Source organism: Corticimicrobacter populi (assembly GCF_003123725.1).
GTDB lineage: Bacteria > Pseudomonadota > Gammaproteobacteria > Burkholderiales > Burkholderiaceae_B > Corticimicrobacter > Corticimicrobacter populi.
Genome location: NZ_QETA01000001.1, coordinates 572,312 through 598,826 on the forward strand (window position 1 = coordinate 572,312; position 26,515 = coordinate 598,826).

25 protein-coding genes and 2 pseudogenes are annotated in these 26,515 nt (G+C 61.0%); 14 read left to right on the forward strand and 13 right to left on the reverse strand.

Annotation, left to right across the window (positions count from 1 at the left end; all coding sequences use genetic code 11):
• Nucleotides 1-19: 19 nt before the first annotated feature.
• Nucleotides 20-1,045, forward strand: a pseudogene (locus DD235_RS17200) (glycosyltransferase); the annotation flags it as partial.
• Nucleotides 1,046-1,120: 75 nt separating this feature from the next.
• Nucleotides 1,121-2,254, forward strand: a complete 1,134-nt coding sequence (locus DD235_RS17205; protein ID WP_338028405.1) for a glycosyltransferase family 4 protein — start codon at nucleotides 1,121-1,123, stop codon at nucleotides 2,252-2,254.
• Nucleotides 2,255-2,341: 87 nt separating this feature from the next.
• Here DD235_RS17205 and DD235_RS02795 read toward each other — a convergent pair whose 3' ends face one another.
• Entirely contained in the window at nucleotides 2,342-3,733 is a 1,392-nt protein-coding gene (locus DD235_RS02795; RefSeq protein ID WP_109060508.1) for a phosphomannomutase/phosphoglucomutase, read from the reverse strand.
• A gap of 72 nt (nucleotides 3,734-3,805) precedes the next feature.
• Between DD235_RS02795 and DD235_RS02800 the strand changes: the two genes are divergently transcribed.
• Nucleotides 3,806-5,326 (forward strand): M48 family metalloprotease, encoded by a 1,521-nt coding sequence (locus tag DD235_RS02800; protein ID WP_109060509.1) that lies wholly within the window; start codon nucleotides 3,806-3,808, stop codon nucleotides 5,324-5,326.
• Nucleotides 5,327-5,391: 65 nt separating this feature from the next.
• On the opposite strand, the gene DD235_RS02805 is transcribed toward DD235_RS02800, so the two are convergent.
• Nucleotides 5,392-6,492 (reverse strand): YheT family hydrolase, encoded by a 1,101-nt coding sequence (locus DD235_RS02805; protein ID WP_109060510.1) that lies wholly within the window; start codon nucleotides 6,490-6,492, stop codon nucleotides 5,392-5,394.
• Between the two features lie 10 nt (nucleotides 6,493-6,502).
• A complete protein-coding gene (locus tag DD235_RS02810) occupies nucleotides 6,503-6,718 on the reverse strand; it encodes a zinc-finger domain-containing protein (protein ID WP_109060511.1) in 216 nt (71 codons plus the stop codon).
• A gap of 221 nt (nucleotides 6,719-6,939) precedes the next feature.
• Between DD235_RS02810 and DD235_RS02815 the strand changes: the two genes are divergently transcribed.
• The 3 genes from DD235_RS02815 to DD235_RS02825 all read left to right on the forward strand — a co-directional run bounded on the left by DD235_RS02815 (nucleotide 6,940) and on the right by DD235_RS02825 (nucleotide 9,494).
• Entirely contained in the window at nucleotides 6,940-7,608 is a 669-nt protein-coding gene (locus DD235_RS02815) for an AzlC family ABC transporter permease (protein ID WP_109060512.1), read from the forward strand.
• The gene (locus DD235_RS02820) at nucleotides 7,605-7,949 is read left to right on the forward strand and encodes an AzlD domain-containing protein (protein ID WP_109060513.1); all 345 of its coding nucleotides are present in this window, start codon (nucleotides 7,605-7,607) and stop codon (nucleotides 7,947-7,949) included. The genes DD235_RS02815 and DD235_RS02820 overlap by 4 nt, the downstream gene beginning before the upstream one ends.
• A 117-nt stretch (nucleotides 7,950-8,066) precedes the next feature.
• Nucleotides 8,067-9,494 (forward strand): DEAD/DEAH box helicase, encoded by a 1,428-nt coding sequence (locus tag DD235_RS02825; protein WP_109060514.1) that lies wholly within the window; start codon nucleotides 8,067-8,069, stop codon nucleotides 9,492-9,494.
• Nucleotides 9,495-9,511: 17 nt separating this feature from the next.
• Here the strand turns inward: DD235_RS02825 and DD235_RS02830 are convergent, their stop codons facing one another.
• Nucleotides 9,512-9,979: a thioredoxin family protein gene (locus tag DD235_RS02830; RefSeq protein WP_109060515.1), complete on the reverse strand. Its 468-nt coding sequence runs from the start codon at nucleotides 9,977-9,979 to the stop codon at nucleotides 9,512-9,514.
• Nucleotides 9,980-10,113: 134 nt separating this feature from the next.
• Between DD235_RS02830 and DD235_RS02835 the strand changes: the two genes are divergently transcribed.
• The 4 genes from DD235_RS02835 to DD235_RS02850 all read left to right on the forward strand — a co-directional run bounded on the left by DD235_RS02835 (nucleotide 10,114) and on the right by DD235_RS02850 (nucleotide 13,473).
• Nucleotides 10,114-10,860, forward strand: a complete 747-nt coding sequence (locus tag DD235_RS02835; protein ID WP_239990040.1) for an EI24 domain-containing protein — start codon at nucleotides 10,114-10,116, stop codon at nucleotides 10,858-10,860.
• A gap of 16 nt (nucleotides 10,861-10,876) precedes the next feature.
• The gene (locus tag DD235_RS02840; protein WP_109060988.1) at nucleotides 10,877-11,707 is read left to right on the forward strand and encodes a competence/damage-inducible protein A; all 831 of its coding nucleotides are present in this window, start codon (nucleotides 10,877-10,879) and stop codon (nucleotides 11,705-11,707) included.
• 141 nt (nucleotides 11,708-11,848) lie between these two features.
• Nucleotides 11,849-12,682, forward strand: a complete 834-nt coding sequence (locus DD235_RS02845) for an IclR family transcriptional regulator (protein ID WP_109060517.1) — start codon at nucleotides 11,849-11,851, stop codon at nucleotides 12,680-12,682.
• Nucleotides 12,683-12,879: 197 nt separating this feature from the next.
• Nucleotides 12,880-13,473, forward strand: a complete 594-nt coding sequence (locus DD235_RS02850) for a phasin family protein (protein WP_109060518.1) — start codon at nucleotides 12,880-12,882, stop codon at nucleotides 13,471-13,473.
• Between the two features lie 103 nt (nucleotides 13,474-13,576).
• Here DD235_RS02850 and DD235_RS02855 read toward each other — a convergent pair whose 3' ends face one another.
• On the reverse strand, nucleotides 13,577-14,608 hold the full coding sequence (locus DD235_RS02855) for an LLM class oxidoreductase (RefSeq protein WP_420810437.1): 1,032 nt from the start codon (nucleotides 14,606-14,608) through the stop codon (nucleotides 13,577-13,579).
• A gap of 14 nt (nucleotides 14,609-14,622) precedes the next feature.
• Nucleotides 14,623-15,245, reverse strand: a pseudogene (locus tag DD235_RS02860) (glutathione S-transferase family protein).
• Nucleotides 15,246-15,372: 127 nt separating this feature from the next.
• Between DD235_RS02860 and DD235_RS02865 the strand changes: the two are divergent.
• The gene (locus tag DD235_RS02865) at nucleotides 15,373-16,278 is read left to right on the forward strand and encodes a LysR substrate-binding domain-containing protein (protein ID WP_109060519.1); all 906 of its coding nucleotides are present in this window, start codon (nucleotides 15,373-15,375) and stop codon (nucleotides 16,276-16,278) included.
• A gap of 40 nt (nucleotides 16,279-16,318) precedes the next feature.
• Here DD235_RS02865 and pdxR read toward each other — a convergent pair whose 3' ends face one another.
• Nucleotides 16,319-17,824: a MocR-like pyridoxine biosynthesis transcription factor PdxR gene (pdxR, locus tag DD235_RS02870; protein ID WP_109060520.1), complete on the reverse strand. Its 1,506-nt coding sequence runs from the start codon at nucleotides 17,822-17,824 to the stop codon at nucleotides 16,319-16,321.
• 110 nt (nucleotides 17,825-17,934) lie between these two features.
• Here pdxR and DD235_RS02875 point away from each other — a divergent pair, with 110 nt between their 5' ends.
• Both DD235_RS02875 and DD235_RS02880 read left to right on the forward strand, forming a co-directional pair.
• Entirely contained in the window at nucleotides 17,935-19,155 is a 1,221-nt protein-coding gene (locus DD235_RS02875; protein WP_109060521.1) for a benzoate/H(+) symporter BenE family transporter, read from the forward strand.
• 74 nt (nucleotides 19,156-19,229) lie between these two features.
• The gene (locus tag DD235_RS02880) at nucleotides 19,230-19,943 is read left to right on the forward strand and encodes a glutamine amidotransferase (protein WP_109060522.1); all 714 of its coding nucleotides are present in this window, start codon (nucleotides 19,230-19,232) and stop codon (nucleotides 19,941-19,943) included.
• A gap of 38 nt (nucleotides 19,944-19,981) precedes the next feature.
• Here DD235_RS02880 and DD235_RS02885 read toward each other — a convergent pair whose 3' ends face one another.
• The 5 genes from DD235_RS02885 to DD235_RS02905 are packed head-to-tail and all read right to left on the reverse strand — an operon-like array spanning nucleotide 19,982 to nucleotide 25,067.
• Nucleotides 19,982-21,025 carry a quinone-dependent dihydroorotate dehydrogenase gene (locus DD235_RS02885; protein WP_109060523.1) on the reverse strand — a complete coding sequence of 348 codons (1,044 nt, stop codon included), beginning with the start codon at nucleotides 21,023-21,025 and terminating at the stop codon, nucleotides 19,982-19,984.
• A 25-nt stretch (nucleotides 21,026-21,050) separates the two neighbouring features.
• The gene (locus tag DD235_RS02890; RefSeq protein ID WP_109060524.1) at nucleotides 21,051-21,770 is read right to left on the reverse strand and encodes an arginyltransferase; all 720 of its coding nucleotides are present in this window, start codon (nucleotides 21,768-21,770) and stop codon (nucleotides 21,051-21,053) included.
• Entirely contained in the window at nucleotides 21,767-22,507 is a 741-nt protein-coding gene (aat, locus tag DD235_RS02895) for a leucyl/phenylalanyl-tRNA--protein transferase (protein WP_109060525.1), read from the reverse strand. The genes DD235_RS02890 and aat overlap by 4 nt, the downstream gene beginning before the upstream one ends.
• 13 nt (nucleotides 22,508-22,520) lie before the next feature.
• Nucleotides 22,521-23,096 (reverse strand): NUDIX hydrolase, encoded by a 576-nt coding sequence (locus DD235_RS02900; protein WP_109060526.1) that lies wholly within the window; start codon nucleotides 23,094-23,096, stop codon nucleotides 22,521-22,523.
• 27 nt (nucleotides 23,097-23,123) lie between these two features.
• Entirely contained in the window at nucleotides 23,124-25,067 is a 1,944-nt protein-coding gene (locus tag DD235_RS02905) for an alpha/beta hydrolase family protein (RefSeq protein WP_109060527.1), read from the reverse strand.
• Nucleotides 25,068-25,338: 271 nt separating this feature from the next.
• Between DD235_RS02905 and DD235_RS02910 the strand changes: the two genes are divergently transcribed.
• Nucleotides 25,339-25,779, forward strand: a complete 441-nt coding sequence (locus DD235_RS02910) for an outer membrane lipoprotein (RefSeq protein WP_109060990.1) — start codon at nucleotides 25,339-25,341, stop codon at nucleotides 25,777-25,779.
• A 117-nt stretch (nucleotides 25,780-25,896) separates the two neighbouring features.
• Here DD235_RS02910 and DD235_RS02915 read toward each other — a convergent pair whose 3' ends face one another.
• On the reverse strand, nucleotides 25,897-26,445 hold the full coding sequence (locus tag DD235_RS02915) for a YggT family protein (protein WP_109060528.1): 549 nt from the start codon (nucleotides 26,443-26,445) through the stop codon (nucleotides 25,897-25,899).
• Nucleotides 26,446-26,515: the final 70 nt, after the last annotated feature.

A 26,515-nucleotide genomic window follows, 5' to 3' on the forward strand; every position in this document is an offset into this window, starting at 1 on the left:
CATCATTTCCGGATTGGGGCAGGGTGGGGCCGAGGCTGTGCTGTTTCGCCTGACAACTTCACCTGGCATGGACCCTGCAGTGCAGCAGGAGGTGCTGTCGATGACGGATGAGGGCGTGTACGGTGAACGCATGCGTGCGGCAGGTATCCGTGTTCACACTCTCGGCATGCAGTCTGGAAAGATGGGATGGCGTGATTTCCAGGCATTGCGACGACGTATCGAATTCATCGCGCCTGATGTCGTCCAGACCTGGATGTATCACGCCAACCTGGCGGGCGGGCTGGCCGCACGCCTGTGTGGCATCCGGGCCGTGGCCTGGGGGATCCGCAATGCCGGCACCAATCTGTCCCTGATCAGTCGTTCGGCCCGCCTGACTTTGCGCCTGGGTGCCTGGCTGTCCGGGCTGTTGCCTGCTGTCACGGTCAGTTGTGCCGAGGATGCGGCCCAGCGGCATATCGCGCTGGGTTATCGGCGTGACCGGATGCAGGTCATCGCAAATGGCTATGATCTGAGTCGTTTCTCTCCTGATCCCGATGCGGGGCTGGCCCAGCGTCGGCGCTGGAACGTAGACAGCAGCATGACTTTGCTGGCTTGCGTGGCACGCTGGGACCCGCTCAAGGACCATGCCAATCTCATCCGTGCCCTGGCCAGGGTGCGCGGCACTGCCCAGCGGCCTTTCCGGTGTGCGCTCGTCGGGCGCGGCATGACGCCTGAAAATGCCGAGTTGATGGCGCTGATACGTGCCGAGGGTATGGAGGACTGGGTACTGCCCCTGGGGCCGACCGATGATGTCGCCGCCGTCATGAATGCGGCCGATATTCATGTGTTGTCGAGCCGTGCCGAAGGCTTTCCGAACGTAGTCGCCGAGGCCATGGCCTGCGGCACCCCATGTGTGGTGACGGATGTCGGTGATGCCGCCTTGATTGTTGGTGACACCGGTTGGGTGGCCGCTCCGGAAAGTGCCGAGGCGCTGGCCGATGCCGTACGTCATGCCTTGGCTGTGGCACGCGACCCCCTGGAGTTGCGGGCGCGGGCCGCCGCTGCTCGCACCCGGGTCCAGAGCCGCTTCGGCCTGCATGTCATGCAGGAAGCCTATGACCGCCTTTGGCGCGGCTTGCCGATGCGACGTCAAACTCGGACCGGGCGTTTGCTGATGGTGGTCAACAATCCAGCCTTTTTCCTGTCGCACCGTTTGCCGCTGGCACAAGGTGCGCAGGCGGCGGGCTATGAAGTGCATGTGGCGACCATGGCCGGGCCGGCAGTCGAGCAAATCCGGCAACTGGGCTTTGTCCATCATGCCATTCCCATGAGCCGCAGTGGCCGGCGTCCCTGGGAGGAAGTCCGTACCGTGTGGGCACTCTATCGCCTGATGCGCCGCCTGCGACCGGATGTGGCTCACCTTGTGACTATCAAGCCGGTGCTTTATGGCGGGCTGGTGGCCCGCTGGCTGAAAGTGCCGCGCGTAGTGGCAGCCGTTTCGGGATTGGGCTTTGTGTTCGTGGATGATGGTCAGGCGACACGCCGTTTGCGGCGGCTGGTGACGATGCTTTATCGGCTGGCATTGCGACAGCCCCGTGCCCGTGTCATCTTCCAGAACGCTGCGGATCGTGATGTGTTGCTGGAGCAGGATGTCGTTCTGCCGGAGCAGGCACGCCTGATCCGGGGTTCGGGGGTCGATCTGGCTGCCTACGTCGCCGTGGACGAGCCTGAGACGCCGCCGTTGACCGTGGTCATGGCGGCCCGACTGCTGCGAGACAAGGGCGTGCAGGAATATATCGAGGCCGCTGCTCAGGTGCGCAGCCGGATAGATGGAATACGTTTCGTGCTGGCCGGGTCTCCCGATCCGGGCAATCCGGCCTCGGTGGATGCTGCGATGCTGGCGGCCTGGAATGCCGCCGGGCATGTCGATTACATGGGCGAGTGCAATGATGTGGCGGCACTCTATGCCCAGTCACATATCGTGGTCTTGCCTTCCTGGCGGGAAGGCTTGCCGCGCAGTCTGGTCGAGGCTGCGGCATGTGGCCGTGCCGTGGTGACGACGGATGTACCGGGTTGCCGCGATGCCATCGAGCCGGGGGAAACCGGACTGCTGGTGCCGGCGCGTGATGCCGGTGCGCTGGCCCAGGCTATCCTGCAACTTACTGAAGACAGTGCGTTGCGCCATCGCCTGGGGCGGGCCGGCCGGGAACTGGCAGAACGGGAGTTCGATATCGACTGCGTCGTGCAGGCACACCTGGATATCTACGCCGAGTAGCAATTAAGAGGGACTGGTAAAGTCTGCGTGTCGTGCCGGACGTTGTCTGGTACGACACTGATCTTGTCTCGGCCGTGATTTTTTGAATCAGAACGGCAGTATCGCATCAGGCTTCTGCTGCAGGATCTGCGCCCTGAACTCCCCTTGGATACGGGCGAGTGCTTCCGGTGTATCGGCCTCGAAGCGCAGTACGATCACCGGAGTAGTATTGGACGCCCGCGCCAGGCCGAAGCCGTCTGCATATTCGGCGCGAATGCCGTCGATATCGATCAGTCGCTCGGCCGTGTCGAAGCGGGCATTGCGTTGCAGGGCCGCGATCAGTTCGAAGGGCTCGCCTTCGCGCAGTTCAAGCTTGAGTTCAGGGGTGGAAGGCGATTGCGGCAATGCTTCCAGCGTGGTGCTGGCATCTTCGCTGCGGGCAAGGATTTCGAGCAGTCGTGTGCCAGCATAGAGACCATCGTCGAAACCGTACCAGCGTTCCTTGAAAAAAACATGGCCACTCATCTCGCCAGCCAGCGGAGCCCCCGTTTCGGCCAGTTTTGACTTGATCAGGGAATGTCCGGTACGCCACATCAGTGGCTGACCACCGGCCTGCGCGACGGCCAGGCCGACATGCCGGCTGCACTTCACGTCGTAGATGATTTCAGAGCCAGGGCAGCGTGACAGCACATCGCGGGCGAACAGAATCAGTTGTCGGTCGGGCCAGATGATCTGGCCATTGCGCGTGACGACGCCCAGGCGGTCTGCATCGCCATCAAAGGCCAGGCCCAGTTCGCAATCCGTGGACTGGACATGGCGGATCAGGTCCTGCAGGTTGCCAGGGTCGGCGGGATCAGGATGGTGGTTGGGAAAGCTGCCATCGACTTCGCAGAACAGGGTGTCGACTTCACAGCCCAGCGCCCTGAACAGCAATGGCGCAATGTCGCCACCGATGCCGTTGCCACAGTCGATGGCGATTTTCATCGGACGTTCAAGACGGATGTCACCGGCGATGCGTGCGATGTATTCGGGCATGATGTCCAATGTATGGCGCTGCCCATGCTGCATGGCAGGCAGGGATTCGGATATTGCCTGCATGGCGTCACGCAGTTCGAGAATGTCCTGGCCGTGCAGCGTGCTGCCCCCCATCATCATCTTGAAACCGTTGTAGCGCGGTGGATTGTGGCTGCCGGTAATGGCCACGCCGGATCCTGTCTGCAAAATGTGTGCTGCAAAATAGACCAATGGCGTCGGGACACGACCGAGGTCCACCACGTCAATGCCCGATTCGAGCAAACCTTGCTGAAGCGCTGCAGACAGCTCAGGGCCGCTGTCCCTGCCATCACAGCCCACGACCAGTGCCGTGACGCCTGCAGCGCGCGCGCGTGCCGCCAGGGCGTTTCCCAACCGACGTGCGAAGTCAGGGTTGAGCTGGTCGGGTACGGTGCCGCGGATGTCGTAGGCCTTGAAAACTGCGTCGGGAAGTGAATGGGTGGTCATGTTCTGTCCTGGCTGCACCGTGGCTGTACAAATATGAATGTGTCCTGATTCGGCCCATTGTAGAATAGCCGGATGAATCCGATCATCAGATTCCGGCAGGGTGTTCCTGCCACGGCCACCTGGCGTACCGCCTGCTGTGCGGTGCTTTCCGTTGCGACATTGGCATGGCCGTCCGTGTCCTTGTCGCAGCCTGTCGGGCTGCCCAACATGGGGGCGGCCTCGGCGGCAGAGCTGTCGCCGCGCCTCGAACGCCAACTGGGTGACGCCATCATGATGCAGGGGCGACGCGATCCGACCTACATCCATGATCTGGACCTGACTCAATATCTCAACGAAATGGGGCAGAAGCTGGTGCGGCATGCCTCCGGTCAGGCTCCCGACATTTCGCTGTTCGGCGTGCGTGATCCATCGATCAATGCTTTCGCCATGCCGGGCGGCTACATCGGTATCCATAGTGGCCTGTTTACCAGTGTTGAATCCGAGTCGGAGCTGGCCGGCGTTACGGCGCACGAAATCGGCCACGTTGCGCAGCGCCATATCGCTCGCGGGCTGACCCAGCAGGCCCAGAACAGCAGCATCATGATGGCATCGATGGCTGCGGCACTGCTGGCAGCACTGGCGGGCAGTGTCGATCTGGCGCAGGGCGTGGCTGTATTCGGCCAGGCGGCGGCCATCGATCGCCAGCTCGGGTTCTCGCGTGATGCCGAGCGCGAGGCCGACCGGGCCGGTTTCGATATGCTGCGCAAGGCGGGCTACGATCCTGCCGGCATGGCGCAGATGTTTCAGCGCCTGATGAACAGTTCGCGCCTGAACGAGGGTATGGGCGGGGGGGCATACGCTTCCACTCACCCCTTGTCGATCCAGCGGATGTCCGATATCCAGAATCGCATGTCCCAGATGACACCGAGTTCGCATGTCAGCAGTGATGACTTCTGGTATTTGCGCGCCAAGTTGCGTGTGTTGCAGGCGCTGGATGCACAGTCGCGTCGGCTGGTCATGCAGCAGCTTCAGCAAGAGGGACAGTCCCTCTCGGGTACGCGCCAGCATGCGGCCTGGTTCGGACTGGCTGTTGAGGCCCTGCGGCGCAAGCAGGCCGATGAAGCCGAGGGCTGGCTGAGCAAGTTGGCAGAAGCCAGGCAGGATACGTCTTATGCGGCCGGCTTGCGGATCGAGCTGGCGCAATTGCGGGGACAGAATGAGCAGGCCGTGGCACTGGCCAGGGCTGCCGTGCAGCGCTGGCCACAGCGCCAGGCATTGCAACTGGCCCTGGCAGAAGCCCTGTACGCCACGCAGCATTTTCAGGAGCTGGAGCGCCTGGTGGCGGCCCAGGATCCCGGGTTGCTTGAGCAGGAACCTCGATTCCGTCAGTTGCAGGCGTTGGCTCAGGATGCCCAGGGCAATCTGAGTGCGTCGCGTCGCACGATGGCCGAGTTCTACATCATGACCGGAGCCTATCCTGCCGCAGTGTCGCAGCTGCATCAGGCGCGTGCCGTGACGGACGACTTCTATGTCCAGTCGCAGATCGATGCACGTATTCGTCAGGTTCAGGAGTTGATGGACAGCGAAAAGCGCTTGCGAGAGCAGTTTGGCTGATGCCCTTTTTGGCCAGTCAGGCAAAAAAGGGCGGCTGAGCACGAGCCAGATGACTCGCCGCTATCCTAGAGTCCGGTTTCGAAGAAGGTACCCAGTCGCTGTGGCAGCCAGCCTTGGTGCGACGGGAAATTGCCGGTTGGAAAGACGGCATGGCCCCCGTCATCGGGCTGATGCAGCAGTATGCTGCCTGCACATTCGGCGGCAACGGGCAATGCCTGGGCAGGCAGGAATGGGTCATTGCGGGCGTTGATGACCAGCGTCGGTACCGTCACCTGACCCAGCAATGGCTTGGCCGAGCATTGTGTCCAGTAGTCGAGGACATCCCTGAAACCATGCATGGGTGCGGTGTAGGCGTCGTCGAACTCCTGCAGTGTGTGGGCGTGCTCGAGACGCAGGATGTCGATGACGCCTGGAAAGCGTCGTGCCTTTTCGAGCACCTTGGCTTTCATGGTCTTGAGGAACACCCGGCTGTACAGATGACGGGGCAAGAGGGGGCGACCCAGGCTGCGACCCGATGCCACCAGATCCACGGGGGCCGAAATGGCCGCGCAGGCGGTCAGCCAGCCGGCGTCCTGACGTTGCTCGCCGAGGTATTTGAGCAGGGCATTGCCCCCCAGGGATACGCCGGCAGCATGCCACATGACCTGCGGCAGGCGGGTTCGCACGGAAGCCAGCATGAAGTCGATTTCTTCGCTGTCGCCGGAGTGATAGGCACGTGCCAGCCGGTTCGGCGTGCCCGAGCAGCCTCGGAAATGTGGGATCACGACAATCCAGCCGCGGGCCCGAAAATACTGCGCAATGCTCTGAGCGTATGGACTGGCGCTGCTGCCTTCAAGGCCGTGAAACAGGATCAGCGCCGGGATGCCGCTGTGGGTGCCCAGCGCAGTCCAGTCATCGATTTCCATCCAGCGCGCTGCAGCGCCGTGTTGCAGGCCTTCGCTCTGGCCGGGTTGCATGTCCTGCAGGCTGCGCCGGGCGATCAGGCCGGGGCCGCTCCAGTCGAAATCAAGGAAGTCGCCATCGGGTGTTTCGACACGGTCGCGGACGAAATGAATCTTGTGGTAGCTGGAAAACAGGGTCGCCAGTGTCTGCGCATGTCCGCCCGGCAACCAGCGTGGTACCGGGCAGGGAGCGATGTCGAGACGGGCAACGGCAGGGGTGGGCATGCGGCAGCGATCAATGACCGTGCAGGACGACGCCGGGCTTCAGGCGGTAGGAGGCACCGCAGTAGGGGCAATGCGCAGGTTCGCCATGCGTGACATCGAGATAGACGCGGGGGTGCATGCTCCACAGCGGTGATTTGGGCCCCGGACAGAATACGGGAAGGTCGTGTCCATCGACTTCGATGGCGGCGTGCTGAGGGACGTGCGGGTCTGCCTGTGCTGTGCTCATGTCTGATCCTGGGAGAAACCGTCGGGATGCGGATGGCTGTTGCGCCAATCCGGCTATTGTATCAAGACGGTGCGGTCTACAATACGCCTCCATCGGTTATTGTTTACTGATATGCATACACTATCGACAGGGCATCTCGCGTGAGCCGTTCTTCCGATCCACATTCGTCCACCGATGCCCACGTAGCGTCGGCAGAGCGCCGCGCTGCGCTGATAGATGGCATGCGCCAGGTCATGCCGGCCATGCTGCCGACCGCGATCTGGGGGCTTGTTACCGGGGTGGCGATGGTCAAGTCCGGCCTGACCGAAACCATGGCGCTGGCGATGACCCTGCTTGTTTTCGCGGGTTCGGCCCAGTTGACCTCCCTGCCATTGATTGCGACCGGGGCTCCCCTGTGGCTGATCTTTGCAGCCGGACTGGTCGTCAACCTGCGATTCGTCATTTTCGCGGCGGCGCTGCAGCCATTCTTCCGGCATCTTTCCTGGCCGCGACGCTTGGGGCTGGGCTATTTCACGACTGACATCACATTCATCGTATTCATGCCCCGGTTCGGCGAAGCGCCCGTGCCGGGCACGCGTGAGCATGTCTGGTTCTACGTAGGGGCCATCATTCCGGGATGGATCATCTGGCAGCTCTGTTCGCTGAGCGGTATCGTGCTGGGCAGCATGGTGCCTTCCTCATGGTCGCTCGAGTTCGCTGCCGTGCTGGCGCTGTTGGCCCTGGCCATGCCGCTGGTCAATAGTCGTCCGGTAGCGGCTGCGGCATTGGCGGCAGGCCTGCTGGGATGGGCGGGGCAGTGGCTGCCGTTGCGTCTGGGACTGGTGCTGGCCGTCGTGGGAGGCGTGCTGGCCGGCATCCTGGCGGAACGCCGGCTGGAGCGTGCGAAATGAATGCAGTCGAACTCTGGTCGCAGGACGGCTATGTGTATGCCGCCATTTTGCTGCTGGCGCTGTGCAGCCTGATCACGCGTGCGGGTGTGCTTCTGGCCGGGGACCGGCTGTCCCTGTCGACTTCGGTGCGCAGGGCATTGCGCTATGCGCCGGTTGCTGCGCTGGCGGGTATTCTGGTGCCTGAAATATTGCCCTGGTCGGCTGGAGATTGGCCGCAACTCGACGAGCGCGTGCCGGCCGTGCTGGTAGCGCTGGCCGCCTATCGGCTGCGTCGCAATGCGCTCACTGTGATTGTGTCAGGCATGCTGGTGTTGTGGCTATTGCGCTGGCTGTTGCATTGATGCATCCCTGAATCAGGCGCAGGTGCGGCATCTGGGGTAAAATCGGATGGGTAGAAAGCATTTTTCTGGCAGGCTGTCCTGCCGCCACGGCACCATGAGGTGCTCTCACAGTCCTGAATGACTCAATCCAATATATCCCCCGCCGCATCATCCGAGCAGGTGCCGCTGTTTGCAGATTCCGGCCTGCATCCCCTGATTCTCCAGGCAATTGCCGAGACCGGCTACGTTTCCCCGACGCCCATCCAGGCACAGGCCATGCCAGTCATTCTGGATGGCCGTGACGTGATGGGCGCGGCCCAGACCGGTACGGGCAAGACGGCGGCCTTCACGCTGCCGATCCTGCACCGACTCATGCCGCTGGCCAGTACCAGTACCTCGCCGGCACGGCATCCCGTGCGGGCCTTGATGCTGACGCCGACTCGCGAACTGGCCGATCAGGTGGCCGACAATGTCCGGCTGTATGCCAGCCGCACGCCGTTGCGCTCGGCCGTGGTGTTCGGCGGGGTCGACATCGCTCCCCAGAAGGCACAATTGCGCCAGGGTTGCGAAGTGCTGATCGCCACGCCCGGACGACTGCTGGATCATATCGAACAGAAAACGGTCAACCTCTCGCAGGTGGGCATCCTCGTGCTGGACGAGGCTGACCGCATGCTGGACATGGGCTTCCTGCCGGATCTCGAGCGCATCATCCGCATGCTGCCGTCAACCCGCCAGACGCTGCTGTTTTCGGCAACCTTCAGCAAGGATATCCGCAAGCTGGCACATTCCTATCTCAACCATCCGGTCGAGATCGAGGTGGCGGCGCGCAACGCGGCTGCCGACACGGTGACGCAGATTGCCTATCCGATTGGCGGTGATGCCAAGCGGGCAGCGGTTGTGCATTTGGTCAAGTCCAAGGGCCTCAAGCAGGTCATTGTCTTTTCCAACACCAAGATCGGTACGGCCCGGCTTGCCCGCGCCCTGGAACGTGATGGTGTCCGGGCTGAATCCATCCACGGCGACAAGTCGCAGGCAGACCGCATCAAGGCCCTGGATGCCTTCAAGGCAGGTGAACTGGAAGTGCTGGTGGCTACTGATGTGGCCGCGCGCGGTCTGGATGTGGCTGGCGTGCCTTGTGTCATCAACTACGACTTGCCTTACCATGCCGAAGATTACGTGCACCGCATCGGTCGCACGGGCCGGGCCGGTGCATCGGGCGAAGCGATTTCTTTCTTCGCCGGTGAGGAAGAGCGACAGCTCAAAGATATCGAAAAATTGCTTGGACGCACCGTGCCGCGCGGCACGCTGGATCTGCCCTCTGTTTCGCGCGAACGCAGCAGCAGTCATCGCAGCGAGCGTGGCAGTGCATCGAACCGAGGCGAAGGCCGTCGCTATGATGGCTATCGTCCGGTACAGCAACCGGTCGATGAGTTTTTCACCAAGCCTTACGAGCCTTCCGTAGTTCCTGCAGAGGGTGCTGCTGCGACAGCGGCCGGAGATGGCAAGCAGCGTGCAGCGGCGACTCGACGTCCAGTCGCATTGCTGCTGGGCGGCAAGCGGGCCTGATCCTGCCGCAGGGTCACTCAGTCTGCATGCTGGGTGGCCACCTTTTCTGCCTGTCCTGCAAAAAGTGCCCGTATGTCGGGCAGCGTCGTGCGCGTGCCGATGGGGCCTTCATCCCGTGCGGCGTTGGTCTTTGCCATTGCGCTATCTTCCGCCAGCGATACCAGTAACCGGTCAAGATGTTCGATGTGCGGCAACATGGTGCCGTAGAACAGTGTGCGTCGGCTGTCGCAGACCAGCAGGGTGGGGAAGTTCTCGATATCTTCGTCGCCGCATAATTCCGGATAGTCTTCGATATCTATCCAGACGAACACATGCCGGCCCTGATGCAGGGTAGCCAGTGCCTCGAAGCGCGGCTGGTATTCCCTGCATGTGCCACACCAGGCCGCACAGAAACAGGCGACCAGCAGGGCGTCCGGATCTTGCAGGGTCTCGTGCGCGGCGGACAGGCCGGGCGGCAGCGGTGCAGGCAGGGCGTAGGAAGGCATGGGTACACGGATCAGGGTTTTCGCTATGATAACGCTCAATGCCGACCGACATGCCATTGCATAGAAAGGAAGCCGACTTCATGAACCAGAATCCCGTGACGCTGCCGTCGCAGTCCCTTGATCCATCTTCGGCCATGCTCGATGGCGTGGGCCGTGCCTGCGTGCGTGCCCTGGTCTCGCAATGCCACCCTCGCATGCTGTTTGCGCTGCTGTTGCCATTTCTCATCATGTTCGTGGGCGGCAGCCTGCTGCTCTGGCTGGCCTGGACGCCGCTGACCCAGGCGTTGCAGAACGGCCTGGATGGTGTGGGTGTCGTCAATCGTGTTGATCAATGGATGGTCATGGCCGGACTGTTTTCGCTCAAAGTCTGGCTGATCCCCTTGCTGGCGGTCGTGATCCTGTTGCCGATGGCCGGCATCCTGGGGCTGGTCGTGGCGGCGATCTGGGTCATGCCACTGGTGCTGTCCCATGTGGCGTCGAGGGAGTATCCCGAACTGTCCCGTCAGGGCCGGCACGCCTGGGTCGGCAGCATATGGAATACGTTGTGGGTGATGTGTATCTTCATTATTGGCTGGATGCTGACCTTGCCACTCTGGCTGATTCCGCCGCTGGGCGTGTTGCTGTCGGTGTTCTGGTGGGCCTTTGCCTTTACCCGCATCATGCGGGTGGATGCTCTGATCGAGCATGCCAGCCCGCAGGAACGCAAACTGCTTCAGCAGCGTTGCTATGGCGGCTTCTGGAGCCTGGGACTGATCTGCGCGCTGCTGCAGCTGCTGCCGCCTGCATGGCTGTTCCTGCCGGTGTTTTCTGCGCTGTTGTTTGTCCACTATGGCCTGGACAGGCTGCGGCGTCTGCGCGCAGAATCCATCATCGATGTCTGAACCAATGGATGAAAAAATGAGCATCACGGAACAATCCGCTACGTCGCCTCGTCCCGAGAGGACTGTGCCGCGCATCGGCCTGTATATCATCGGCGATGAAATTCTGTCGGGCCGTCGTCAGGACAAGCACTTTTCAAAAATGGTCGAGTTGCTTGGCGCGCGTGGCCTGAAGCTGGCCTGGGCCCAGTTCCTGGGAGACGATCGTGCAGAACTGGTCGCCGCATTGCGCCGCAGCTTTGCCTCGGGCGATATCGTATTTTCATGTGGCGGCATCGGGGCGACGCCGGATGACCATACCCGGCAGGCTGCCGCCGAAGCGTTGGGCGAGCCGCTGGTCCTGCACCCCGAGGCTCGCCAATTGATTGCCGAGCGCAGTGCCGAGATGGCGGACAAGGGGCAGGGCAGTGCCGATATGGAAACCCCCGAGAACCGTCAGCGCCTGCAGATGGGTATGTTTCCGGCCTCGGCCGAGATTGTGGCCAACCCCTACAACAGGATTCCTGGGTTCTATGTGCGCAACCATACCTTCATGCCGGGGTTTCCCGTGATGGCCTGGCCGATGATGGAAGCGATGCTCGATACCCGCTATGCCGATCTGCACCATCGGGAAGCCTGGGCTGAACATTCGTTTCTGGTGTTCGACATGCCCGAATCCCGCATTACGCCGGCGATGGTCGAAATTGAGCGCCGCTGGCCCGATGTCCGTGCATTCAGCTTGCCCAGCGTGGGCGAAGGCAGTGCGCCGCATATCGACCTGGGCGTCAAGGGCGAGCCACAGGCTGCTGCTGAGGCGCTGCAATGGCTGCAGAACGAAGTGACGAGGCTGGGCGGGAGGCTGGGTAACTAGAGATGATCGACCGGCATATGGCAGTGCTCAGGATAGACCGGTGCGGTGGAGTGGGGCAGTCGGATCTGGCGTTCGGTTTCTTCCCTGTTTCATGATATGGGATAGAATGGGCATTGTTGCGTTGCCGCATACGGGCCTCTCATGTCTGTAAATCGTTCTGTCGATCCTGTTCCCACACTTGCCGAACCTGTTGCCGAGCGTGCTCATACCGGGCCTGCCATTGCCATCCAGGTGCTTGAGCGGGCCATGAGCCTGCTTGATGCGCTGGCTGCCCAGAGCGAGCCCGTGGCGCTCAAGGATCTGGCACAGGGTACGGGCCTGCATGCCTCGACTGCGCACCGGATTCTCAACGACCTGGTGATCGGCCGTTATGTCGAACGTGTAGATAACGGACTGTATCGGCTGGGCATGCGCCTGCTTGAGCTTGGCTCCCTGGTCAAGGGGCGACTCAATGTGCGCGAGGCTGCCATTGATGCCATGCGAGCGCTGCACAAGCGCACCGGGCAGACGGTCAACCTGTCGATCCAGCAGGGGGACGAAATCGTCTATGTCGAACGGGCCTGGAGCGAGCGCTCCGGTATGCAGGTGGTGCGTGCGATAGGGGGCCGAGCGCCGCTGCATCTGACTTCCACCGGCAAGCTGTTTCTGTCGCTGTTCGATGGTCGTCAGGTTCGGGCTTATGCCTTGCGTACCGGACTGGCAGGCAATACCCGCAACAGTCTGACCGATCTGGACAGGCTTGAACGTGAAATCAACCTGGTACGCCGGCACGGCTATGCCCGTGACAACGAAGAGCTTGAGCTGGGCGTGCGTTGCATGGCGGCAGGGATTCGCGATGATGCCGGCCGGTTGGTGGCCGGATTATCGATTTCTGCGCCAGCAGAGCGCTTGCAGGATGAATGGCTGCGTGATCTCGTGGAAACGGCAAGCCAGATTTCGGCCGCCCTCGGGTATGAGCCAGGGCGCATGGCCTGATTCGGATGATGCGTCTGTGATACTGCGCTGCACAAAAAATATTTGACATTTCACAGGGAATATTTAAAATCGGTTTGTGCATTGCAACAAGGGTCGATTCAGGTAGCAGATGAAATACGGCCCACGTCATGAGTCGTTGTAACCACTCTTTCATTCATACCTCGAGCCAGGCAACTGGCCACGACCCGGAGAAATACATGAGCGCCATTCCCCAACAGATCGCTGATCGCCAGAAAGATGCCCTGGAAACCCTGCTGGCTGTTCAAAACAGCGTGTTTGCCGGCTTCGAAAAGCTGGTCGACCTCAATCTCAAGGCCACCCGTGCCGCACTCGACGATGCTGCCGCCAAGTCCAAGAAGCTGGCTGCCGTCAAGGATCCCCAGGAAGTCTCCGCAGTGACCGCCTCCCTGGTACAGGCTTCGCCCGAACAGGCCCTGGCCTATGGCAAGCAGGTCTATGACATCATTTCGGGTGTGCAGGGCGAGTTGACCAAGCTGGTCGAAGCCCGCATCGCTGATAACCAGAAGCTGGTGGCCGATGCCATCGATCAGATTTCGAAGAATGCACCTGCCGGTTCCGAAAGTGCCGTGGCGTTGATCAAATCGTCGCTGGCAACGGCCAACAATGCCTATGATTCGCTCACCAAGGCAGCCAAGCAAGCGGCCGAAGTCACCGAAAGCAACCTCAATGCCGCAGCCAGTGCCACGGCGCGTGCCGCTGCCGAGGCGACCGAAGCTGCCGTCAATGTGGCCAAGAGTACGGCTCGCAGCGCTGCTGCCGCACGCAAGTAATCCCGTTCAAGCATTGCAGAGCAGGCATGCCCTGTTCTGTGTGCTGGCAGACCCGCCGACTCGAGCGAGTGGCGGGTTTTTTCATGCCTGACATACACTGCCATTACCAGTCTGCAATGTTCGTCTGTGGCCCTTGGTGCGTTGGAAAATGGGGCAGCACCTCTTCGGCGAGTTCCTGAATGACGTCGGTCGCAGGTCGTTGTGAAAATTGGATTCCCAGCGCGGCATGGTTGACACCTGCCATTCGCCATTCCTCCAGCAAGGAGATCAGGCCCTTGCGCCCGGTGCGTAAAATGTAGCCTCCTTGCAGCGGCACCCTAGGATGGTCTGGGTCATCCACCAGATCCAGCCACTCGTTGGTCATGTGCGGACGAAAGCCACCATCGGGGATCAGGTTGCGCCAGGCCCGGATTTTCTCAGCCAGGCGCTGTGGTCCCTGAGGTGTGTGCGTGGCATCCGGGTAAGTCAACCAGCCATCGGCATGCTCTGCGATCCAGGGCAATGACTGTCCCGAGGCTCCGGTGACGATCAGCGGAATTGAACCTGTGACGGGTTTGGGCAGCAGTTCCGCATTTTCGAAATTTCCCAGGGGAGAGTCGATCATCAGCCTGCCGGCCGGCATAAGCTGGCGGAGGTAAGAGACGGCCTGTGCGAACCGCTCGCCACGCTTGGCATGCTCTACGCCATAAGCCGGGAACTCGATCGGTCGGTCGCCTGAGGCAATGCCCAGGACCAGACGTCCACCTGATAGCTGGTCGATGGTGGTTGATGCCTTGGCCAGGTCGATGGGGTGGCGCAGCGAAAAAATGGCGCTGCCCGTCACCAATGCGACATTCTGGGTACGAGCGGCCAGGTAGGCCAGATAGGCAAAAGGATCAAAGACCTGCCCGGCATCGCCAAACATGGGATCAAACAAAGGGACGTCGCGTACCCATACTGCAGCGAAGTTGTATCGATCGATGGTTTCTACCAGTTTTGCCTGGCCGCCCAGTACCTTCATGTCTCCTTCGTAGAAGCGTAGCGGCAAGAAGATTCCGATGGTCAGATGATCGGGCGAGAACATGCGTCGATAAGCGGGGTGCGCAGAAAACGCGGGCGCTGACATGCCTTTTATGATCGGGAGCGTGATGTTCATGAGATTGCTCTTTTTTATGCGCCGGTGGCAGGTTCCGGCAGCGTGATGCCCTTGCGCACGGCAGGCCGCTGCGCTACACGGGCATGCCAGGCACTCAGGTGCGGGTGCTGGCTGAAATCGAAGTTGATGATGCGTGCGATGTGCATCCAGCCAAACTGTGCAATGTCGGCAATCGAGTAATCGGCACCGGCCAGGTAAGGGTGCTGGGCCAGGCGGCTGTCCAGCACGGCAAAGACACTGTTCGTCAGGTTTCGGAAACGCTCGATGGCAGCCGGTATTTTTTCTTTGGCGAACAGTTCGAAATGAACCCGCTGCCCGATGATGGGACCGACGCTGGCGGCGTGAAATTGCAGCCATTTGATTGCCTCCCAGCGCGCTGCTGGTTCCCGAGGCAGCAGTCTACCGGTCTTCTCGGCGAGGTAGAGCAGGATGGCAGCCGACTCAAACAGCGTGACGCCGGTTTCGTCGTCGGTGAGGACCGGGATGCGGCCATGCGGGTTCAGTGCCAGGAAGGCGGGTTGTCGGTGCTCGCCTGCGTCGATGCGGACATGGTGCAGGCGATAAGGCAATGCCAGTTCTTCCAGGGCAATGGTTGCCTTGAAGCCGTTGGGGAGCTGTCTGTGTAGAGATTGATCATCGCAATATTCAAAAATTAAGTTTTGCTAAAGATGGAATGTAAAACTAAACTTTCTGCATGATGGCGGTATTCAAGCAATACCGGAAGCGATCATTTCTGGTCCCTACCTTTAGAAAAGCTAAAGAAAATGACGACTGCACTCCCTTTGCAAGCGCTGAGAACCTTTGTCGAAGTCGGCCAGCGTGGCAGCATCAAGGCTGCTGCTCAAGCGCTGCACGTTACATCCGGGGCGGTCAGCCAGCAGATCCGGTTACTGGAAGACCGGCTGGGGATCGTGCTGTTCACGCGGGAGCGATATGGCCTGCGCCTGACCGAAGCGGGGGCATGCGTACATCCTTCGCTGCTCGAAGCCTTTGCGCAGATCGACCGGGCCGTAGATACGCTGACCGTACTCAAGGGACGTCAAACGCTTACGGTCAGTACTGTTGCGACCTTTGCCGCGTCCTGGCTGGTGCCACGCCTGGGACGTTTCAAGCAGCGATATCCGCAGATCGAGATTCGTGTCGAAGCCACATCAGCCCTGGTGGATATGCGTCGTGATCGGGTAGACGTGGCTTTGCGACATGGGTTGGGGAACTACCCGGGTTTGGAAGCGAATCGCCTGATGGCTCCGGTGCTGGTGCCGGTGGCCTGTCCCGATTTGGTGGCAGACTGTCATGCGATTCGGGAGCCGCAAGATTGCCTGAACTATCCACTTCTGCATGATGCCGATCGGGCGGACTGGTCGCTCTGGTTTGCCGCGCATGGCGTGGTCCATGACCCTCGGGCAGAGCGCGGTACGGCATTCGAGGACGACTATCTGTTGATCCGGGCGGCTGCAGCGTGCCAGGGGCTGGCTCTGGTGCCGCAGGAGTACGCACGTGAGGAAATAGCCATGGGCCGCCTGGTACAAGTTCTGGACAAACCCTGGCCGGCGCGCTTTGCCTATTATCTGGTGACGCTGCCGGGTGCCATGCAACGCCCGGAGGTCAAGGCGTTCGCGCAGTGGATCAGGGAAGAAATGCAGATCCCAGCGACTCTTTCGGCAACTTGATATTGCTCGACAGTCGCAAGGCATTTCCACATGCAGGTAGTCACGCTTGTCTGATGGCCTTCAAGACGTCTGCCAGTTTCTTGACCGCGATTTCCAGTTCATGCGGGGCATAGGCGGCAAACCCCATCAGGAATCCGGCACTGTGATGCATCGGCGTGTGGTACAGGGCAGTCAACCCCAGCAGGTCTAGGCCAGCACGTTGTGCAGCCTCCACGACTGTGCGCTCCGGCATGTCGCAGATAAAGATGCAAGGCATCTGCATGCCGCCGGCAGGTACCCTGGGCTCTACGAAGTCGGCCAGGTGCAGGCGCACCAACCGTGCCAGTGCATCACGGCGTTCAGCGTAGACCAGCCGCATGGTACGCACATGCGCACCGAAGTGGCCCCCCTCGATGAAGCGTGCCAGGGTGAGTTGCGGGAGGGGGGCACTGTGTCCATCGAGCAGAGTGCGTGCCACGGTCATGGGGGCGACCAGGGCAGGCGGCAGGATCATGTAGCCGATGCGCAGGCCTGGGAACAGCGATTTTGTAAAAGTGCCGATGTAGATGGTGCGCTCGTAGGGATCAAGACCCTGCACACAGGCCGTGGGCTTGCCTGCATAGTGGAATTCGCTGTCGTAGTCATCTTCGATGATCCAGCCCTGTTGTTGTCGGGCCCAGTCGATAATGGCCAGACGGCGTTGCAGCACCAGCGTCGCACCGGTCGGAAACTGGTGCGAGGGGGTCAGGAAGACAGCCTTTGGGGGGCGGTCGGCCTTCTTGCTTGTATCGAGCAGGTAGTCCACCTGCAGCCCCTCGGCATCCAGAGGGACGGGTACGCACTCCAGCCCGGCGGCGTCAAATGCTTTGCGTGCGCCGTGATACACCGGATCTTCGACAAAGATAGGGTCGCCAGCATCGAGCAGCACTGTGGCGCACAGACTCAGGGCCTGCTGTGAGCTGGTCAGAATCAGGATGCGTTCGGGAGAGGCATGCGCACCGCGCTCGAGATTGACATAGTCGGCAATTGCTCGCCGCAGAGGCTCCATGCCTTGAGGATGGCTGTGCAGCAGGGCCCGGGTGCCGTATTGCTTCAATACCTGTCGTTGCAGCCTTTCCCATGTTTGTAGTGGGAAGCTGCGTGTTTCCGGCACGCCGGGCGCGAAGGGGCGTGAGAATAGGAAGTCACGCACGCCACCCCCCTGGAACATCAATGTCCCTCGCTGGCTGAGCCTGGACGGGGGCACGATGCGGTCTGTTGTTTTTAGGGGCCGACCATGCCCGGCCAGGTGCCGTGCCTGTGACGAAACAAAACTGCCGCTGCCTGTTCTGCGTTCGATAAAACCTTCGGTATGCAATTGGCCGTAGGCTGTTTCGACGGTATCGCGGGATACGCCCAGTGATTTTGCCAGCAGGCGCGAGGCAGGCAGGGGGTTGCCTGCCTGCAGGGTGCCATCCACAATCAACTGACGGATGGCGCGTTGCACACGCAAGTGCAAGGGCAAGGCCTGGTGTGCAGGATCACCGATCCAGGCCTTGACGGATTCAAGCTGAGCGTGTTTGAACAAAATTGGTCTGTATATAGTTAAAAAAATGGATGGGCGCAGCAGTCCATTTTAGAGATATAAATAGGTTTCGCACATCATGTCACTTATGTCGCAGGAGCCGTTTTCAGGTCATGTCATCCGTATCCTCTTTTCCATCCGTTCGCTGGCGTGATCTGGCACATCCGGTGGTGGCCGGTCTGGTTTCCGTCATCGTCAATTATGGTGGCACTTTCATCCTGGTTTTTCAGGCGGCCAAGGTGGCGGGTCTCAGCCCGGAGATGACCGCTTCGTGGGTCTGGTCGATTTCCATTGGCGTCGGAGTGACAGGGATCGTGCTGAGCTGGATCTCTCGCGAACCTATCATCACGGCATGGTCGACACCGGCAGCGGCATTCCTGGTCACGGCCCTGGCGAATACGCCTTATGCCGAGGCGATCGGTGCCTACATGATCTCGGCGGTTGCGTTCGTGATGCTGGGGCTGTCGGGTTGGTTCGAGCGTGTTATTCGCTTGATTCCGCCTGGTGTGGCGGCAGGGCTGCTGGCAGGCATTCTGTTGCAATTTGGTATCAAGGCCTTTGGTGGCATGAGCATCGATCCCTGGCTGGCTGGCATGTTGATCATGTCCTACGTCGTGTTGAAAAGGTTCAGTGCACGCTATGCCGTGGTGGGAATCCTGGTGCTGGGACTGGCCTTTCTACTGGCTCAGAACCGTGTCGATCTGTCGGGGATGCGCCTGGCACTGGCGGCACCGATTTTCACGTTGCCGGCCTTTTCCCTCAATGCCCTGCTGAGCGTGGCGTTGCCTTTGTTTCTGATTACTCTGACAGGACAGTACATGCCGGGCATGCTGGTGTTGCGCAATGATGGTTTCCGAACCCGTGCCGATCCTATCGTCAGCCTGACTGGATTCGGGTCGCTGCTGATGGCACCATTCGGTTCGCATGCTTTCAACATCGCGGCCATCACGGCAGCCATCTGCACGGGCCGCGAAGCACACGAAGACCCTTCAAAGCGCTGGATAGCCGGTATTGCCGCAGGGCTGTTCTATATTTTTGTCGGGATATTCGGGGTCACCCTGGCGGCAATTTTCATGGCCTTTCCGGCAACCTTTATCACAACGCTGGCAGGCCTTGCGCTGCTGGGTACTATTGGGGGCAGCCTGGCCAGCGCCATGGCTGATGCCAGAACGCGCGAAGCCGCGTTGATCACTTTTCTGGCCGCAGCGGCCAACATTACATTGCTGGGAATCGGTGGGGCCTTCTGGGGACTGGTGATTGGCCTGCTCGCTTATGCGGTACTCAATGGCCAGTGGGCATACCGGAAATCGACAGCACAGGTATCCAAGGTCTAAGCGTGTGATACGCGAGATCGATGGCCTGCTGGCCACGAGTGATCAGATTAACCACCTACGGAGAAAGTGCGTTCATGAAAACAGTGATTGCCATTCGACACCTGGCTTTTGAGGATCTCGGCACCTTTGAGTCTGTTCTGCTGGAGCGCGGTTATGTGATCCACTACCTGGATGCGGCGCTCGACGACTTGTCTGACTCGGGCATTGCAGCCGCAGATCTTCTGGTGGTGCTGGGTGGGCCGATTGGTGCCTTTGATGAGGCGCTTTATCCCTTCATCAAGGACGAATTGGCACTGATCCAGCAGCGACTGGACACGGGGCGGCCACTGCTGGGCATCTGCCTGGGGGCTCAGTTGATCGCCCGTGCGCTGGGGGCCGGTGTGGCCAGCATCGGGGTGAAGGAAATCGGCTTTGCGCCGTTGATGCTGACGCCGGAAGGTGAGGCATCGCCACTGGCGCAGTTGGGCAGTGTGCCGGTATTGCACTGGCATGGTGACCGTTTCGAGATACCTGTCAATGCTGCACGGCTGGCGGGCACACAGATTTGTGCCAATCAGGCGTTCATGCTGGGTACACAGGTATTGGCGTTGCAGTGTCATCTGGAGGCCAACCCGGCACAGATCGAACGCTGGCTGCTGGGGCACGCCTGCGAGCTGGCACAGGCAGGCATTGATCCTCGTTCATTGCGAAGCGACGCCCATGCCAGGCTCTCCGACCTGCCTCAGGCTGCATCGGCAGTGTTGCAGTGCTGGCTTGATTTGGCTGAAAGCTTGGCCATCCAAACCTGAGCATGGGGGCCTGGTGGCTGTGGTTGTCGAAACGACAGTCAGCGGGTCCCGATGGCGGCTGCACATTCGCCAATCAATGCCGGGCCGCGATAGATCAGGCCGGTATAGAGCTGTACGGCATCGGCCCCGGCTTCGATTTTTTCCCTGGCCTGCGGGCCGGACAGGATGCCACCCACGCCGATGATGGCAAGTGCCGGTCCGGCCCGCTCACGCAAGCGCGAAATCACGCGCAGCGACAGTTCATGGACGGGGGCACCGGAAAGCCCGCCGGCTTCTTCGGCGTGCTTCAGCCCCTTTACAGGTTCGCGCGATAGGGTGGTGTTGGTGGCAATGATGCCATCAATGCCGTGGCGCAAGACGGTGTCGGCAATCTGGTCTACCTGCTCGTCTGTCAGGTCCGGGGCGATCTTGACGACCAGCGGCACCTGGCGTGCATGTTGTTGGGCCAGTTCATGGCGGCGTGCCTGCAAGGCCGCCAGCAATTGTTCAAGTTCGTCGCCGCCCTGCAGGGCTCGCAGATTTTTGGTGTTGGGGGAGGAAATGTTGACCGTGACGTAATCGGCGTGGGGATAGACTCCCTCCAGTCCCAGCAGGTAATCATCCACGGCCCGCTCAATGGGGGTATCTGCGTTCTTGCCGATGTTCAGTCCGACGATACCGCCCTGGCTGCGCCAGGTGCTGCGCGAGATGTTGTCCAGGAACGCGGCCAGTCCCTGGTTGTTGAATCCCAGCCGGTTGATCAGCGCCTGTGCGGCCGGCAGCCTGAACATGCGCGGCTTGGGGTTGCCTGGCTGCGGGCGTGGCGTGACCGTGCCGACTTCCACGAACCCGAAACCCAGGTTGGCAAGGGCGTCAATGTGCGATCCGTTCTTGTCCAGACCGGCAGCCAGACCGACCGGGTTGCGCAGCTTGAGGCCCATCAGCGTGCAGGGGGCGGAAGGTTCCGCATGCAATATGGCGCGAGTCAGTCGGCAATCATAGGCACGTTGCAGGTTGGCGAGGGTTTTCTCGTGCGCGACTTCAGGATCCAGGGCGAACAGGCTCGGGCGGAGCAGGGGATAGATGGAATGCAGCAGGGACATGGTCGGAGAAGAGGCGCTGTGCCAGTCAGGGCTGCGTCGGCAGGATATCCTGCCAGGTCCCATTGCGGCGGACCTGCAGCGGTTGGAATCGGATCTTGTATGCCATTTTACGACTGTTCTCGATCCAGTATCCCAGATAGAGCCACGACAGGCCCAGGCGACGACACAGGTCGATCTGCCACAGGATGGCATAGGTGCCCAGGCTGCCGGGCGCGTCAGGGTCGTAGAAGGTATAGACGGCTGACAGTCCCTGGTCCAGCATGTCGATCAGTGACACCATGACGACCCGCCCGTCGGCATCTCGGAATTCTGCCAATTGTGTCTGGACGCTGGACTCGAGGAGGAAGCCGGCATATTGGGCGCGATCGTCTTCGTCCATGCCGCCACCTGGATGGCGCGCCTGCTGATAACGCAGGTAGAGTGCGTAGTGTTCAGGTGACCAGTATGGCGACGAGAGTGTGGCCGACAGGACCTGATGGTGTCGTGTCCAGCAACGGCGCTGGCTGCGGTCAGGGTGAAACTGCGTGGCATCGACTCGTACTGGTTTGCATGCCTGGCAATGATCGCAGCGCGGCCGGTAGACAAAGCTGCCGCTGCGCCGAAAGCCATGCTCGATCAGTTCGTCATAGGCCGGGGCGTGGATCAGTTCCGCCGGCGCGGCGACCTGGGAGCGGGCCTGCTTGCCGGGCAGGTAACTGCAGGGATAGGGCGCGGTCGTATAGAGCCGTATTGTCTGCTGGGTCATGCCGGAAAGGGAATGATGGATCCGTCCAGTCTCAACTGTCCGGCCTGCCAGGGCAGCGACGGTTGGGGGATCAATCGTGCCAGCAGAGCCTTGAAATCCTGCCGGGGCATGGCACGCGCGCCCAGGCTGCCGAGATGGCGCGTCTGCTGCTGGCAGTCGATGGCCGGTGCGCCGTGGCGGCGCAGGAAGGAGACCAGGTGCGCCAGGGCGATCTTCGACCCGTCGGGCAGGCGGGTGAACATGGATTCGCCATAGAACATCCTGCCCAGCGAGACGCCATACAGGCCGGCGCTCAGGGTGTCGTCGATCCAGAGTTCGACGCTGTGTGCCAGCCCCTGGCGATGCAACTGCGCATAAGCCTGCCGAACAGGGGCGGTGATCCATGTGCCGGGCTGGCCGGCACGCGGGGCAGCGCATTCGGCCATGACCTGCTCGAATGCCCGGTCTACGCAGACCCTGATATGCCCGGATTGGGCTTGCCGCTCGATCTGGCGCAGTTTCTTGGAAAGCGAGCGCGAGCACTTGAAGTCGTCCGAGGCCAGCACCATGCGCGGGTCAGGGCTCCACCACAGCACGGGCTCGCCGTCGTTGAACCAGGGGAAAATACCTTGCCGGTAGGCCGCATGCAGCCGTTCCGGCGTCAGTTCCAGGCCGGCTGCCAGCAGGCCGTCAGGCTCGCGCAGCGCCTGTTCGACGGGTGGAAACGGGGTGCCGCTTTCCAGCCATGTCAATGACATGCCATCCCCATGGTCAGTGTCTTGGCAGGGCGTAATGATGCACGTCGAAATGCCCCTTGCGACGATCTTCCAGGAAATGGCGCAGTGTCGTGCTGACGGTCTGGAACGACATGTTGTCCCAGGGAATCTCGCTCTCGTCGTAGAAGCGGGCTTCGAGGCTTTCCGGACCTGGGTCGAGGTCCGGACCGAGCGCTTCTGCCAGAAAATAGAAATGCACCTGATTGACTTCGGGGACGTCGATCACCGTGAAGAGCGCGCCCAGTTCGATACGGGCACCAGACTCTTCGCGGGTCTCGCGCAGTGCACCCTGGGCCGTACTTTCGTCCAGCTCCATGAAGCCAGCGGGCAGGGTCCAGGTGTTGTAGCGCGGTTCGATGGCGCGTCGGCACAGCAGGATACGGTTTTGCCAGACCGGAATGGTGCCGACGACCATCAAGGGGTTCTGGTAATGGACAGAACCGCAGTGGTGGCACAGGTAGCGCGCCCGGTTGTCATCGGGCGGGATGTCCCTGGACAGGCCATGGCCGCAGTGGCTGCAGAAACGCAGCTCGGCCGATGCCGGGTGGTAGAAAGCGGTGGAAGGTTCCATGCTGGCGTTCCGGGCGTATTGCGGTGATCAGGGTTTGAGGTGTTCGGTCAGGAAGCGTTCCATGGCTTCGTAGAACTCGAACTTGTTCTCGTCATTGTGGAAACCGTGGCCTTCGTTGTCCTTGACCATGTATTCGACTTCGATGCCGCGCTGGCGCAGCGCCTCGACCATCTGGTCGCTTTCGGCCTTGTTGACGCGAGGATCCTGGGCACCCTGCGCGATGAACAAGGGCGTGCGGATGCGTTCGGCGTTCAGTGCGGGCGAGGTGGCGGTCAGGCGTTCGCGGTCATGCTCGGGATGGCCGACCATTTCGTACAGCTTGGGCATGATCGGCTTCCAGTAGGGCGGAACCGTATTCATGAAGGTCAGCAGGTTGGAGACGCCGACATAATCGACGGCGGCAGCATACAGCTCGGGTGTATAGGTAATGCCGGCCAGCGTTGCGTAGCCACCATAACTGCCGCCATAGATGCCGATGCGCGAGGGATCGGCAATCCCTTGCTCGACCAGCCAGTTCACACCGTCGGTGATATCGTCCTGCATGCGCAGGCCCCACTGGCCGAAGCCGGCTTCCCAGAAGGCTCGGCCGTAGCCGGTCGAACCCCGGAAATTGATCTGCAGCACGCAGAAGCCCCGGTTGGCCAGGAACTGCGCCTCGGGGTTGTAGCCCCAACTGTCGCGGGCCCAGGGGCCGCCGTGAGGGTTGACCACGCAGGCCAGATCGCGGGCGGGCTTGCCCGGCGGCAGTGTCAGGTAGCCGTGCAGCGTCAGGCCATCACGGCTGGTGTACTGGACGGGCTGTACCTGTGCCATGGCATGCTCGGGAATCCAGGGATTGATGTCTCCCAGCTTGTCCAGGCTGTCGGCATCGACGTCGTAGATGTAGCGGGCACCTGGCGTACGGTCGTTCCAGGCGGCGACGACCAGCTTGCGTTCGTCGCGGGTGGCGCTCTGAGGGGTGATTTCGTAGCCGGGCAGGTGGCTGTGCAGGCGGGCGAACAGTTTTTCGGTGCTGTCGTCGAAGAAGTGCTGCTGCGGTGTGCTGGTCTGATAATAGGCCGAGGTCAAGACCTTGCGCAGGCGCGAATAGGCCGCGCCGTCCAGATCGACCTCGGTGGTTTCGAAGACCAGTTCTTCCTGGTCGGGGTGGGCCGGATCGATGATCACCAGGGCGATCTTGTCGCGGCCGCGATTGCTGAGTGCATAGAGCTTGCGGTCATCGAATGTAAAGAACAGCGGACTGACCGTGGTCTTGAAATCCACCGTGGCCAGCGTGCGGAAATCCTCTTCCTCGCTGTCGCGATACAACAGGGTGGAATTGAGCCCGTCAGTGGCGATGGCGGCACGGATGCGGCCCTGGTGGTCGGTCTGCCAGCCCAGGATGTTGCCCGGATTTTCGGCAACGCGTACCGAGGTGCCGTTGCGCAGGTTGTAGCGATAGACGTCGAAGACCATCGGCTCGCGCTGGTTGTGGCTGATCAGAATGTGGTCGGGATCATCCTCGAGATCGTCTTCGATGCCGGCGCGCACACCTTCGAAGGGGGTGAGGTCGGTGATCTTGCCAGTGGGCACATCGACAGCCACGACGTGGAAGTTTTCGTCACCGCCGAAATCCTTCTGGAACAGGATGGTGTCATCGCCTTTCCAGGCATAGCTGCTGATGTCACGCGCGCTTTCTGCCGTCAGCAGGCGTGGCTCACCGACCGGACGGCTGCCTTCCAGTGCCTGGACATAGATATTCATGCGCGGCGGCTGCCCATCGATGGACACGGGTTGCATGAAGCTGAGCATGCGACCTCCATCAGACAGGCGAAAATGACTTTTTTCGGGATTGCGGAAGAAGTCGCGCAGTGGATACTGTGCCGCGCTTTCTGCGGTAGCTGCACTCTGCGGTGCGCCAGCGCATCCAGCGACGCCAAAGGCGATACCGACCATGGCGGCGGCGAGAATGCCGTTGCTGCGTGAAATCATGGAACCCCCAGTCAAAATAATTGCAAACCGGGATATTATGCCGCAGTCGGGCATGGCATGATATTGCACAAGTGCGGTCCTTGTTTCAGTAATGAATGACAGTCACGCCTTGTTAAATACGGAAACTGAACATCTGCTGCCATCCGCTGTCTAATCATGCGGCGATCATGAACGGATATTGTCCGAGGAGTTGACTATGAATACACAAATCCAGGTTGAAGGCCAGCGTACGGGCCATACCCGGCCCGTACGCTGGGTGGTGCTGGGCAGCATGCTGCTGGCTGTCACGCTGGCAGCTGGCTGCGCCAACCGGAGCGCATCAAGCGCCGTTTATACCTATGACCAGGCGCAGCGCGAGCAGATCGTGCGCTATGGCACGGTCATGGCGGTACGCAACATCACGCTTCAAAACGACAAGTCCAGCGGTGCCGGTGTGATCGGTGGTGGCGCGCTGGGTGGCGTGGCGGGCAGCGCGGTTGGTGGCGGCACGGGCCGGACCTTGGCAACCGTAGGTGGGGTCATCCTGGGCGCGCTGGCCGGCAATGCCATCGAGAATCAGGCTGGGCGCAGTGCCGGCTACGAAATCACCGTGCAACTCGACAATGGCGAGACTCGCGTGATTGCGCAGGAAGCGGATGTGCCCATCAACGTCGGTCAGCGTGTGCGTGTGGTGAGTGGTGCAGGCCCGACCCGGGTGGCACCGGTACAGTAACGCGAGACAGTCATCATGGCTGTATGAGCCAATCTGCAAAAAAGCCGGGATATCCCGGCTTTTTTGTAATCAGTGGTCATGAGCGATTGCCTTTGCATCCGGCCATGAGCTGAGGATTTATTGTCCGGTATAGGGAACCAGCAGCATCATGCCGACCTGGGCGATGACCAGCAGCACCAGTGGAGAGAAGTCCATGCCGCCGGTTTTGGGCATGATGCGGCGGATCGGATCCAGCAATGGGGCAGTGACCGTGGTCAGGACCGGCATGATCGGTGCCAGGGGATTGATCCAGGACAGGATGGCCTGGGCCAGTGTCAGCCAGATGATCAGGTTGAGTGCCCATTTGCACATGGTTGCCAGGGCCATGCCGGCGATCATGGGCAGCATGTCCAGGGTTGGCAGGGCCTGGCGTACGACCAGGATCAGCAGCACCAGATAGATGAGTGCCGTCAGCCAGGTGCCGAACAGGCTGGCCCAGTCAAATCTTGCATGCACGGGAAACACCTTGCGCAAGGGGCGCACCAGCCACTCTGTGTACTGGATGAGCACACGGGCGACCGGATTGAAGGGGTGCATGCGGATGCCATGCATCCAGGCGCGCATCAGCAGGGCGGCCCCGAACAGGGTGAAAGCGATACTCAGCAGGAATCGGAAAACGTCAATCATGCGGTCAGATGCTCTCTACGATATGCAACGATGGGGGCATATTGTCGCATGGCCTGCGCCTGTCTTGCTA